General features: G+C 68.0%; 9 protein-coding genes. All 9 read left to right on the top strand.

Annotation, left to right across the window (positions count from 1 at the left end):
- Positions 1–168 precede the first annotated feature (168 nt).
- On the top strand, positions 169–807 hold the full coding sequence (betI, locus tag H7A76_RS26605; protein WP_185701266.1) for a transcriptional regulator BetI: 639 nt from the start codon (positions 169–171) through the stop codon (positions 805–807).
- A gap of 83 nt (positions 808–890) precedes the next feature.
- The gene (locus tag H7A76_RS26600; protein WP_185701265.1) at positions 891–1,607 is read left to right on the top strand and encodes a response regulator; all 717 of its coding nucleotides are present in this window, start codon (positions 891–893) and stop codon (positions 1,605–1,607) included.
- A 1-nt stretch (position 1,608) separates the two neighbouring features.
- Positions 1,609–2,394, top strand: coding sequence for a transporter substrate-binding domain-containing protein (locus tag H7A76_RS26595; protein WP_312026271.1), 786 nt, complete (start codon positions 1,609–1,611; stop codon positions 2,392–2,394).
- Complete coding sequence (locus H7A76_RS26590; protein ID WP_185701264.1) at positions 2,391–4,661, top strand: ATP-binding protein; 2,271 nt, start codon at positions 2,391–2,393, stop codon at positions 4,659–4,661. Before H7A76_RS26595 ends, H7A76_RS26590 begins: the two co-directional genes overlap by 4 nt.
- A 274-nt stretch (positions 4,662–4,935) precedes the next feature.
- A complete protein-coding gene (locus tag H7A76_RS26585; protein WP_185701268.1) occupies positions 4,936–6,276 on the top strand; it encodes an amino acid permease in 1,341 nt (446 codons plus the stop codon).
- Positions 6,277–6,596: 320 nt separating this feature from the next.
- Complete coding sequence (locus H7A76_RS26580; protein WP_185701263.1) at positions 6,597–7,388, top strand: enoyl-CoA hydratase/isomerase family protein; 792 nt, start codon at positions 6,597–6,599, stop codon at positions 7,386–7,388.
- Positions 7,389–7,440: 52 nt separating this feature from the next.
- A complete protein-coding gene (locus H7A76_RS26575; protein ID WP_185701262.1) occupies positions 7,441–8,601 on the top strand; it encodes an acyl-CoA dehydrogenase family protein in 1,161 nt (386 codons plus the stop codon).
- 21 nt (positions 8,602–8,622) lie between these two features.
- Positions 8,623–10,722, top strand: a complete 2,100-nt coding sequence (locus tag H7A76_RS26570) for an acetate--CoA ligase family protein (protein WP_185701261.1) — start codon at positions 8,623–8,625, stop codon at positions 10,720–10,722.
- Positions 10,723–10,732: 10 nt separating this feature from the next.
- Positions 10,733–12,343: a 5-guanidino-2-oxopentanoate decarboxylase gene (locus H7A76_RS26565; RefSeq protein ID WP_185701260.1), complete on the top strand. Its 1,611-nt coding sequence runs from the start codon at positions 10,733–10,735 to the stop codon at positions 12,341–12,343.
- Positions 12,344–12,349: the final 6 nt, after the last annotated feature.

The raw sequence follows: 12,349 nt of genomic DNA, 5'->3' as shown, positions 1-12,349 counted from the left end.
CCTGTAGCCGCTGTCGAGCGCAGCGAGGCTGCGCCAAGGCCCGCAGGGCCTTCAGCGATCGAGCGGCCAACACCGTCCCGGCACCGCTGCGATTCTGGCCAGTTCACAAAGGCTTGTTGTACAGTCGTTCAACTGTCATTTCCCGTCATTGCCAAGGAGTCATGCCCCATGAACCAGCAAGCGCGCTTTTCCCGCCTGGAACCCGGGTTGCGCAAGGCCGAGCTGATCGAGGCGACCCTGACCTGCCTCAAGCTCCACGGTTTCCAGGGCGCGTCGATCCGCAAGATCAGCGCCGAGGCCGGGGTCTCGGTGGGGCTGATCAGCCATCACTATTCCGGCAAGGACGAGCTGGTGGCCGAGGCCTATCGCTCGATCACCGGGCGGGTCATGAACCTGCTGCGCGAAGCCATGGACCAGGCCGCGCCGGCGCCCCGGGAGCGTTTGTCGGCGTTCTTCCGGGCCTCGTTCTGCGCCGAACTGCTGGACCCGCAACTGCTGGACGCCTGGCTGGCGTTCTGGGGCGCGGTGAAGACCGCCGAGGCGATCAACCAGGCCCATGACCATTCCTACGCCGAGTACCGCAACGAACTGGCCGGGCTGCTGGCCAGCCTGGCCGGGGAACAGGCCTGGGCCGCCTTCGACGCGGACCTGGCGGCCATCGGCCTCAGCGCCTTGCTCGATGGCCTGTGGCTGGAGTCCGGGCTCAACCCCGGGACCTTCAGCCCACAGCAGGGCGTGCAGATCTGCGAAGCCTGGGTCGAGGGCCTGCTGGCCAGCCAGGGACGGGGCTTTCGCCAGCCGACATAGGGCTGTTGATCGGTTGTTCAGTAATGGCTAGGCTGCTGCGCACACGGCGACACCTCTAATAAAAATAATCAGGAACACAGGCGATGACTCCTCGGGTATTGATCGTCGACGACGATCCGTTGATTCGCGAACTGCTCCAGGCCTATCTGTCCCAGGAAGGCTATGACGTGCATTGCGCCGCCACGGCGGAACAGGCCGAGAGCTTCCTGGGCCAGCACACGGTCGATCTGTTGATGCTCGACATCCGCCTGCCCGGCAAGGACGGCCTGACCCTGACCCGCGAGCTGCGGGTGCGCTCGGAGGTGGGGATCATCCTGATCACCGGGCGCAACGACGACATCGACCGCATCGTCGGCCTGGAATGCGGCGCCGACGACTACGTGATCAAGCCCCTCAACCCCCGCGAGCTGGTGTCGCGGGCCAAGAACCTGGTCCGCCGCGTGCGCCATGCCCGCCAGCCGCAACCGGCGGCCAGCCATCCCAGCCCGGTCAAGCAGTTCGCCGACTGGGCCCTGGACACCGACCGCCGCCGGCTGATCGACCCCCGGGGCGGCGAGACCCTGCTGACCCACGGCGAATACCAGTTGCTCAGCGTGTTCCTGCGCAACAGCGGCCACACCCTCAGCCGCGACCAGTTGATGGACCAGATCCGCAACCGCGAGTGGGTGCCCAGCGACCGCTCCATCGACGTGCTGGTGGGGCGCTTGCGGCGCAAGCTGCATGACGACCCGGCCGAGCCGGAGTTGATCATCACCATCCACGGCGCCGGCTATCTGTTCACTGCCAGCGTGGCCGCCTGAGGTGCTGCGCCGTGCCTGGGCCCTGGGGCTGATGCTGCTGGCCGGCGCGACGCTGGCCGAGCCCCGGCCGACCCTGAAATATTGTGACCACCCGGTGTACCCGCCAATCTCCTGGAGCGACGGCAGCCAGATGCGTGGCCTGGCCCCGGCCCTGGTGCGCCAGGTGCTGGGGGGCTTGGGTTACCAGGTGCAGGTGGTGGTGCTGGGCAACTGGAAGCGCTGCCTGCTGGATGCCGCCGCTGGCCGCGTGGACGTGGTGCTGGCCTACCGCACCGGCCAGCGCCAGCAGGACCTGGTGTTTTCCCGGGTGCCGGTGCTGCGCGAGGAAGTGGCACTGTTCGTCAACCGCCGTCAGCTGCCGCGCTTGCAGCACCTGCAAGACTTGACGGCCTATCGCGGCGGCCTGCTGTTCGGCGAGAGCTACGGCCAGGATTTCGACCGCGAAGTGGTGCAGCACGGCAACATCGAGTGGGTGTCCAGCAGCGTGCAGAACTTCGGCAAGCTGATCCGCCAGCGCATCGATTTCATCCCCCACGAGCGGCGTACCGGGCAGTTGTTCATCGAACGCCTGCCGGGCGCCGAGGACATCGTCGCCTTGCCCCAGGCGATCAGCGTCGACTACCTGCGCCTGGCGGTGTCGCGCCAGTCGCCCCTGGCGGCGCGCATGGACGAGATCGACGCGCAGTTGCAGCGCCAGGTCGACAGCGGCGCGATCCAGCGCTGGCTGGAGCAGAGCCAGGCCGACTACCGCGCCATGCTCAAGGCCCAAGCCGGTGCGGCGCCATGATCGGCCCACGGCCCGGCGGCCTGCTGCGGCGCCTGTTGCTGTTCATCCTGCTGTTCAGCCTGTGCTTCACCGTGCTGGCCAGCGCCGTGCAACTGTACTTCGAATACCGCCGCGAAATGCGCGACATCGACAGCCGCATGGAGCTGATCCGCGCCGGCTACCTGGGCAGCCTGGAGCGCAATCTGTGGGACCTCAACCAGGAACAGCTGACAGTGCAGTTGCAGGGCCTGGTGGACTTTTCCGATGTGGCCCGGGTGCACCTGCTCAGCAGTGATTTCGACCTGCAACAGGGCAGTGCCGAACTGATCGGGCCGCTGCGGGTGGAGCGCTTCGCCCTGAGCTACCAGCCGCCGTCCGGGCCGCGTCGCGCGCTGGGGGAGCTGCAGGTCAGCACTGACCTGGGGGCGGTATACCGGCGTCTGTACACCACCGGGCTGGCCAGCCTGCTGTGGATGAGCGTGTTCCTCTGCGGCCTGGCGGTGGCGCTGTCCGGGCTGTTCTATCGCCTGGTCACCCGGCACCTGCAGGTCATGGCCGAATTCGCCCGCCGCGTGGCCGGCGGCGACTTGCAGCAGCCGCTGCGCCTGGACAAGCGCCAAGGTCCGGGCGGCGACGAGATCGACACCGTGGCCGGGGCCCTGGACGACATGCGCCGGGCACTTCTCGATGACATCCAGCGCCGCGAGCAGGACCGCCAGGCCCTGCAGGACAAGCGCGACGAATTGCAGAAAATGGTCCAGCGCCGCACCGCCAGCCTGATGCACGCCAAGGACGAGGCCGAGGCGGCCAACCTGGCCAAGTCGCGCTTTTTGGCCACCATGAGCCACGAACTGCGCACGCCGCTGAACGGCATCCTCGGCATGGCCGAACTGTTGCGCGGCGCGCCGCTTGCGCACCAGGACCGCCAGCGTTTGCAGGCCCTGCACAAGGCCGGCGAGGGTTTGCTGACGATCCTCGACGAGGTGTTGTCCTTCGCCCGCCTGGAGGAAGGGCACAGCCGTCCGGAGGCCCGGGATTTTTCCCTGCGCCAGTTGCTGCAGGAGGTCAGCACCCTGCTCGAACCCCGGGCCCGGGAACACGGCACACAGTTGCAGGTGCACGTCGACCCACGCCTGGCCCCGGGGCAGCACGGCGCCGAGCAGTACCTGCGCCAGGTGCTGAGCAACCTGCTGGCCAACGCCATCCGCTTTACCGAAGGCGGCTGGGTGCGGGTCGAGGTCCAGGTGCTGGAGGACGGACCACAGCGGCAACGGCTGCGCTGCTCGGTGGCCGACAACGGCATCGGTATCGCGGCCTCGATGCGCGACAAGATCTTCGAGCGCTTCGTCCAGGCCAGCGACGCGGTGAGCCGCCGCTATGGCGGCACCGGCCTGGGCCTGGCGATCTGCAAGCACCTGGTGCAGCAACTGGACGGGCGCATCGGCGTGGACAGCGAGCTGGGGCAGGGCAGTCGTTTCTGGTTCGAACTGGCCCTGGACGTGGGCCTGGGGCTGCCGGCGCCACCGCCGGTCGTGGTGCCGGTGCCGGGGCTGAAGATCCTGGTGGTGGAGGATGTAGCGCTCAACCGCGAGGTGGTCCAGGGGTTGCTGGAGCGCGATGGCCACCAGGTGTGGCTGGTGGAGGACGGCGAGACGGCGCTGGAGCTGTGCCAGCGCCAGGGCTTCGATTTGTTGCTGCTGGACGTGCACCTGCCGGGTATCAGTGGCATCGAGCTGTGCCGCGAGCTGCGCCGGCGCCCGGGACCCAATCGCCAGGCGCGGATCTTCGCCCTGACCGCCAGCGTCCAGCCGGCCCTGGTGCGCAGTTACCTGGAGGCGGGGATGCAGGGCATCCTCGGCAAGCCCTTGCAGATGGACAGCCTGCGCCAGGTCCTGGCCACCGCGGAGCAGGCCAGCGAGGCACTGGCGCCGCCAGCCCGGAGCGCCGACGGCGTGCTCGACCAGGAACTGCTGGACACCCACCGCAGCCTGCTGGGGGAGCAGAAGTTGCAGGGGCTGTTCAAGGTCCTGGCGAGCACCCTGGACCAGCAACGACCGTTGCTCGATGACGCCCTGGCGGCGGCCGACAGTCCCCAGGTGCAGCACCTGGCCCACCGCCTGGCCGGCAGCGCCGACTCCCTGGGCTTTTGCGAACTGGCCCGGGTGCTGCGGGCGCTGGAGGATGCGGCGGGGCAGTCCGGCGTCGCGGCAATGACGGCCCAGCTGCCGCACCTGCGGCAGGCCTGGCAGCGGGCGCGCAGGGCCCTGGAACACCTGCTGGCGGCCTGACGTACAAAAACCTTACGACTTTTTACATCTTCGATCTTTTGCTTCAACGCGAACTTACATGGCTTTCCAATAATCGCTCGAGCCGCGCCCGCCGCGGCCTTCGAAGCTTATTGGAGATAATAATAATGAACCGCCTGCAAGCTGCTGCTCCATCCCGCCGTACCCCCTCCCAGCGCGCCCTGCGCCTCACCGACTGCTGAGGTGCGCCGTGACGACCACGACTGAACGCAAAGGTATCCAACTGACCCGGGCCTTGAAGAGCCGGCACATCTTCATGTTGTCCCTGGGAGGGGTGATCGGCACCGGGCTGTTCATGGGCTCCGGGGTCACCATCAACCAGGGCGGTCCCTGGGGAGCGATCCTGTCCTACCTGGTGGCGGGTTTCCTGATGTACCTGGTGATGGTCTGCCTGGGTGAGCTGTCGGTGCAGATGCCGGTGTCCGGCTCGTTCCAGGCCCACGCCACGAAGTACATCGGCCCGGCCACCGGCTTCATGATCGGCTGGGTCTACTGGATGAGCTGGGCCACCACCGTGGGCCTGGAGTTCACCGCGGCGGGCATGCTCATGCAGCGCTGGTTCCCCGGGGTGCCGATCTGGTACTGGTCGGCGTTCTTCGTCGCCTTGCTGTTCGGCATCAATGCCCTGGCCACCCGTGCCTTCGGCGAGGCCGAGTACTGGTTCGCCGGGGTCAAGGTGCTGGCGATCCTCAGCTTCATCGTGGTCGGGGTGCTGGTGATCTTCGGCGTCATCGACCTGCCCGGCGGCGCCCCGGCGCCGATGTTCGACAACCTCACCGGCGATTCGCTGTTTCCCAACGGCCTGCCGGCGGTGTTCGCGGTGATGATGACCGTGGTCTATGCCTTCCAGGGCTGCGAGATCATGGGCGTGGCGGCGGGGGAGACCGACCGGCCGGAAAAGAGCATTCCACAGGCGGTGCGCAATGTGGTGTTCCGGGTGCTGATCTTCTACGTGCTGGCGGTGATGGTGCTGGCGGCGATCATTCCCTGGCAGCAGGCCGGGCTGGTGGAAAGCCCGTTCGTCCAGGTATTCGACATGGTGGGCATTCCCTATGCCGCGGACCTGATGAACTTCGTGATCCTCACGGCGATCCTCTCGGTGGGCAACTCCGGGCTGTACGCCTCGACCCGCATCCTCTGGGCCATGTCCAAGAGCGGCATGGCGCCCAGGGCGTTGTCGCCCCTGAGCAAGCAGGGCGTACCGCTGCGGGCCCTGGCGATCACCCTGGGCTTCGCGCTGATCTCGCTGATGACCAGCTTCATCGCCGCCGACACCCTGTTCATGGTGCTGATGGCGGTGAGCGGCATGGCCGGCACCGTGACCTGGATCGTCATCGCCCTGGCCCAGTACCGCTTCCGCCGCCAGTTCCTGCGTGAGGGCGGGCAGTTGGAGCAGCTCAAGTACCGCGCGCCGTGGTTCCCCCTGGTGCCGCTGCTGTGCATTGTCCTGTGCAGTTCGCTGTTCGTGTTCCTGGCCCTGGATGAAACCCAGCGCCCATCCTTGTACTGGGGCTTCGGTTTCATCGCCCTGTGCTACGGCGCCTACTACCTGGTGAACCGCAAGCGCCAGGCCCAGCCATTGGCCGCCGCCACCTGATAGCCGAAGGCCCTGCGGGCCTTGGCGCAGCCTCGCCCTGGCTCGACAGCGGCTACAGGGTTTTGTAGCCGCTGCCGCAGGCTGCGCCCGGGCGCAAGGCCTGCATCTTTATCGGGTTGTAGTGGCTTGTTCGAAGTTGTAACAGCGGCTCGGCCATGAGTCGTTCTAATCACTCTTTATTCAATAAAAACAACAGGATGGATAGGTAATCCGGCCCTGGCCGGTGTACCGGTCGAGCAATTGCCGTCTTGTTGAACAGTCGTTTAGCATGGTTCGCAACTGACCTCCCTCATGCCAAATACAATCATTCGAGGACGCCCATGAGCACTTCATCGTCGCTGCTTTGCCAGATCGAGGCGGGTATCGCCTGGATCACCCTCAACCGCCCGGACCAGCGCAATGCCCTGGACATTCCCGGCCTGCGCCAATTGCACGGCGTGCTCGAGCGCTGCCAGGACGACCCGGCGGTACGGGTGGTGGTGCTGGGCGGCAGCGGCCGCAGTTTTTGCGCCGGCGCCGACCTGGCCGAATGGGCCGAAGCCGAAGCCCGGGGCGCCCTGGAAAGCTACGGCTGGACCGAAACCGCCCACGCCCTGATGAGCTGCCTGCACAGCCTGGACAAACCCACCATCGCCGCCATCAACGGCACGGCCGTGGGCGCCGGCATGGACCTGGCGCTGTGCTGCGACCTGCGGGTTGCGGGGCAGTCGGCGCGGTTCAAGGCCGGCTACACCGGCATGGCCTATTCGCCGGATGCCGGTGCCAGCTGGCACCTGCCAAGGTTGATCGGCAGCGAGCAGGCCAAGCGCCTGCTGTTCCTCGACGAGCTCTGGAGCGCCGAACGTGCCCTGGCCGCCGGGCTGGTGGGCGAGGTCTGCGCCGACGAGCAACTGCACGCCACCGTCAGTGAACTGGCCGGCCGCCTGGCCAACGGCCCGACTTTCGCCTTCGCCCAGACCAAGCGCCTGCTGCGCGAAAGCGCCGAGCGCGACCTGCCCGCGCAACTGGCCGCCGAACTGGCCGCCGGGCTGCTGTGCGGGCGCAGTGCCGACGGCGCCGAGGCCCTGCGCGCGGCCACGGAAAAACGCCCGCCACGCTTTATCGGTCGTTGAGCCGCGACCCCATCCACTTATTTCGCACCGTCAACCCGCCACAGGTAGTGCCATGAACTTCCAACTCAGCCAAGAACAAGAAATGTTGGTCGATGCAGTCCGCAGTTTTGTCAGCAAGGAGTTGCTGCCCCACGAAGAAGCGGTGGACCGCGCCGACGAGGTCCCGGCCGAACTGGCCGCAGAGATTCGCAACAAGGCCATCGCCGCCGGTTTCTATGCCTTCAACATGCCCGAGGAGGTCGGTGGCGGCGGCCTCGACTACCTGTCCCAGGCGCTGATCGAGCGCGAGCTGGCCAAGTGTTCCTGGGCCCTGCATGTGTTCGTCGCCCGACCGTCGAAGATCCTCATGGCCTGCACCGGCTCGCAGATCGGCGACTACCTGCTGCCTTGCGTGCAGGGCAAGAAGATCGACTGCTTCGCCCTCACCGAACCCGGTGCCGGCTCCGATGCCAATGCGATCAAGACCCGCGCCGTGCGCGAGGGTGGTGACTTCGTGATCAATGGCGCCAAGCACTTCATCAGCCACGCCGGGCATGCGGATTTCGCCATCGTCTTCGCCGTCACCGGCACCTACGCGCACAACGGCCGCCAGCGCAATGCCGTGACCGCGTTCCTGGTGGACCGCGACACCCCGGGCCTGACCATTCGCCGTGGCCCCAAGTGCGTGAGCAACCGTGGCTACCACACCTTCGAGATGTTCTTCGACGACTGCCGGGTGCCGGTCCACCAGGTGCTGGGGGAGGTGGGCAAGGGCTGGGAGGTGGCCAACGCCTGGCTCACCGCCGGGCGGGTGATGGTCGCGGCCAACTGCGTGGGCCAGGCGCAGCGGGCGCTGGATGCCTCCCTGCAATGGGCGGCGGACCGCAAGCAGTTCGGCCAGGCCATCGGCAGCTACCAGGGGGTGTCGTTCAAGCTGGCGGACATGGCCACGCAGATCCGCGCCGCCGAGCTCTTGACCCTGCACACCGCCTGGAAGATGGACCAGGGCAGCATGACCGACGGCGAGGCCGGCATGGCCAAGCTGTTCGCCAGCGAAGTGCTGGGCAAGGTGGCCGACGAGGCGGTGCAGATCTACGGCGGCATGGGCCTGATGGACGAAGGCCCGGTGGAGCGCATCTGGCGCAACGCGCGGATCGAGCGGATCTGGGAGGGCACCTCGGAGATCCAGCGGCACATCATTTCCCGTGAACTGCTGCGGCCGTTGCTGCGCTGAACCGCCTGGAGAATCTGCGTCATGTCCCAGACCCTACGTGACAACCTCAAGCGCCTGCTGGCGCCCCGGCACCTGGCCTTCGTCGGCGGCCGCAGCATGGCCCGGGCCCTCAAGCGATGCGCCGAGGGCGGTTTTGCCGGCGACCTGTGGCTGGTCAACCCGCAGCACGCGCAGATCGACGGCGTGCCCTGCGTGGCCAGCATCGACCAACTGCCTTGCGGCCCGGATGCGGTGTTCGTCGCCACCCACCGCGAGCTGACCCTGGACTGCGTCGCCCAGCTGGCGGCCAAGGGCGCGGGCGGGACGATCTGCTACGCCTCGGGGTTCGCCGAGACCGGCGCCGAGGGCCAGGCCCTGCAACAGCGATTGCTGCAGGCCGCCGGCGACATGGCCCTGCTGGGGCCCAACTGCTACGGCCTGCTGGATTACCTGCACGGCGCCGCCCTGTGGCCGGTGGCCCACGGCGGCCAGCAGGTCGAGCGGGGCGTGGCGGTGCTGACCCAGAGCGGCAACTTCGCCTACAACCTGTCCATGAGCGACCGTTCGCTGCCGGTGGCCTACATGGCCTCGGTGGGCAACCAGGCGCAACTGGGCATCGCCGAACTGATGGACGTGCTGCTGGACGAGCCGCGAGTCACCGCCATCGGCCTGCACCTGGAAGGCCTGAAGAACGTGCCGGGGTTCGCCCGGGCCGCGTACAAGGCCCTGGAAAAGGGCATTCCGATCATCGCCCTGAAGACCGGGGTGTCGCCGATCGGCGCCGAGTTGGCCCTGAGTCACACCAGCTCGCTGTCCGGCTCCGATGCGCTGTACGACGCCTTGTTCCAGCGCCTGGGGGTGATCCGCGTCAGCGGCCCGGTGAGTTTTGTCGAGATCTTGAAGGCCGCGTCCTGCGGCCAGTTGCCCGCGGGCCCGCAGTTGATGGCCCTGGCCTGTTCCGGGGGCGATGCCGGGTTGATCGCCGACTACGCCGAGCGCAACGGCCTGGAGTTGCCCAAGCTGGCGAGCGAGCAATGCCAGGCACTGGCCCAGGTGCTGCCGGGGTATGCCAACCTGGTCAATCCGCTGGATTTCACCACCGCGATCTGGGGCGATGCCCAGGCCTTGCAGCAGATGCTCGATACCGTGCTGGGCAGCGCAGCCGACAGCGCCATGCTGGTGCTGGATTACCCGGCCGAGTTCACCGGCGAGCGCAAGGAATGCGACCTGCTGCTGGAGCTGTTCTGCGCCGCATTGCAACGCCATGGCAAGCGCGGTTTCGTCACCTCGGCCTTCCCCGAATTGCTGCCGGCGGCGGCCCGGGAACGCCTGCATGCCCTGGGCATCCCGGCCTTGCAGGGGGTCGAGGACGGCCTGGCGGCCTGGGGCCGGATCGCCGCCTACCAGGGCCGGCGCCAGGCCTTGCTGGAACTGGGCGAGGCGGCCCTGGTGCCGCTGTGTCCCGAGGCCCTGGAGGGGACTGGCCAACTGCTGGATGAGTGGCAATCCAAGCAGGCCCTGCGCGAATTTGGCCTGCGCATTCCCGAGGGCCTGCTGAGCACCCCCGAGCAGGCGCTGAGCGCTGCGGCGGCGGTGGGGTATCCGCTGGTGCTCAAGGCGGTCAGCGTCGAGCTGCCGCACAAGACCGAAGCCGGCGCGGTGGCGCTGAACCTCAAGGACCCCGAGGCATTGGGCGCGGCGCTGCGGCAGATGCGCGCGCGGATCGCCGAGCATGCCCCGGGGGTGGCCTTCGACCAGGTGCTGCTGGAGCCCATGGCCGCGCCGCCCCTGGCCGAGCTGATCGTCGGCATCAAGCGCGAGGAGCATTTCGGCCTGGCCCTGGTGATCGGCGCCGGCGGGGTGCTGGTGGAACTGCTCAAGGACAGTCGCAGCCTGTTGCTGCCGACTCATCCGGCGGCAATCCGCCAGGCCGTGCTGCAACTGCGCAGCGCGGCCTTGCTGCAAGGCTTTCGCGGACGCCCGGCGGCCGACCTGGACGCGCTGGTAGCGGCCATCGGCGCGGTGGCCGACTACGCCTGCGAACACGCGGCGACCCTGCTGGAACTGGATGTGAACCCATTGTTGGTCGGTGCCGGTGGCACCGTCGCGGTCGATGCGTTGATTCGCCTTGGCCGGGTATGAGGAGAGAGACATGCACGAACAGACCTTGACCGCTGGCCAGGCCCTGGTGCGCCTGCTGGCCGGCTACGGCGTCGACACGGTATTCGGCATTCCCGGGGTGCACACCCTGGAGTTGTATCGCGGCCTGCCCGGCAGCGGCATCCGCCATGTGCTGACGCGCCACGAACAGGGCGCCGGGTTCATGGCCGACGGTTATGCCCGGGTCAGCGGCAAGCCCGGGGTGTGTTTCGTCATCAGCGGCCCGGGGGTGACCAACGTCGCCACGCCCATTGGCCAGGCCTATGCCGATTCGATCCCGCTGCTGGTGATTTCCAGCGTCAACCACAGCGCCAGCCTCGGCAAGGGCTGGGGCTCGCTGCACGAAACCCAGGACCAGCGCGCCATCACCGCGCCGATCACCGCGTTTTCAGCCCTGGCCCTGAGCCCCGAGGACCTGCCCGAGTTGGTGGCCCGGGCCTTTGCCGTGTTCGACAGCGAGCGCCCGCGGCCGGTGCATCTCTCGGTGCCGTTGGATGTGCTGGCGGCCCCGGTGGCCCGGGACTGGACTGGCGAGGTGCGGCGGCGCCCGGCCCGTGGTCCCGCCGCAGCGGCGGATGTGCATCAGGCGGCGGACCTGTTGCGCCTGGCCCAGCGGCCGATGATCATCGCCGGCGGTGGGGCTTTGCACGCCGGCGCGGCCTTGCAGGAACTGGCGACCCGGCTGGGCGCGGTGTGCTTCAGCAGCGTGGCCGGCAAGGGCCTGCTGCCGGACCGGGCGCCGCTCAATGCCGGTGCGACCCTGTGCGTGGAGCCCGGTTGGCAGTTGATCAGCCAGGCCGATGTGGTGCTGGCGGTGGGCACCGAGATGGCCGACACCGACTACTGGCGCGAGCGCCTGCCGCTCAACGGCCAGCTCGTGCGGCTGGACCTCGACCCACGCAAGTTCAACGACTTCTACCCCTGCGCCGTGGCCTTGCACGGCGATGCCCGGCAGACCCTGGAGGCCTTGCTCGAGGACCTGGAACAACCGCCGGCGGACTCCAGCTGGGCGGTGGCGGCGGTGGCCCGGTTGCGCCGCACGGTGGACGAGGGGCAGGGGCCCTTGCAGCGCATCCACCAGCAGATTCTCCAGCGGGTGGCGGCCGAGCTGCCCGAGCGCGGCTTCATCAGCAGCGACATGACCCAGCTGGCCTACAGCGGCAACTACCTGTACCCCAGCCAGGGGCCGCGCAGCTGGTTGCACCCCACCGGCTACGGCACCCTGGGCTACGGCCTGCCGGCGGCCATCGGCGCCAAGCTCGGCGCGCCCGGTCGCCCGGGCCTGGTGCTGGTGGGCGACGGTGGTTTTCTCTACACCGTGCAGGAGCTGGCCACGGCGGTGGAGGAACTGGACAGCCCGCTGGTGGTATTGCTGTGGAACAACGACGCCCTGGGCCAGATTCGCGATGACATGCAGGCCCTGGACATCGAGCCTATCGGGGTCTTGCCGCGTAACCCGGACTTCATCGCCCTGGCCCGGGCCTTCGGTTGCCCGGTGAGCCAGCCGGCCAGCCTCGACGAGCTGCAACAGGCGCTGCGCCGTGGGTTTGCCCAGCCCGGGGTGACGCTGATCGAGCTCAAGCACGCCTGCGCCCAGGCCTGACCTAGT

This window comes from Pseudomonas sp. MSSRFD41, from assembly GCF_014230245.1.
Taxonomy (GTDB): Bacteria; Pseudomonadota; Gammaproteobacteria; order Pseudomonadales; family Pseudomonadaceae; genus Aquipseudomonas; species Aquipseudomonas piscis.
The sequence above is the reverse complement of the archived record's forward strand: the minus strand, read 5'-3'. Positions and strand labels throughout refer to the sequence as shown.

Coding starts and splice junctions, on each gene's coding strand:
- betI (WP_185701266.1), top strand. CDS start 169: ATGAACCAGCAAGCGCGCTTTTCCCGCCTGGAACCCGGGTTGCGCAAG.
- H7A76_RS26600 (WP_185701265.1), top strand. CDS start 891: ATGACTCCTCGGGTATTGATCGTCGACGACGATCCGTTGATTCGCGAA.
- H7A76_RS26590 (WP_185701264.1), top strand. CDS start 2,391: ATGATCGGCCCACGGCCCGGCGGCCTGCTGCGGCGCCTGTTGCTGTTC.
- H7A76_RS26585 (WP_185701268.1), top strand. CDS start 4,936: ATGTTGTCCCTGGGAGGGGTGATCGGCACCGGGCTGTTCATGGGCTCC.
- H7A76_RS26580 (WP_185701263.1), top strand. CDS start 6,597: ATGAGCACTTCATCGTCGCTGCTTTGCCAGATCGAGGCGGGTATCGCC.
- H7A76_RS26575 (WP_185701262.1), top strand. CDS start 7,441: ATGAACTTCCAACTCAGCCAAGAACAAGAAATGTTGGTCGATGCAGTC.
- H7A76_RS26570 (WP_185701261.1), top strand. CDS start 8,623: ATGTCCCAGACCCTACGTGACAACCTCAAGCGCCTGCTGGCGCCCCGG.
- H7A76_RS26565 (WP_185701260.1), top strand. CDS start 10,733: ATGCACGAACAGACCTTGACCGCTGGCCAGGCCCTGGTGCGCCTGCTG.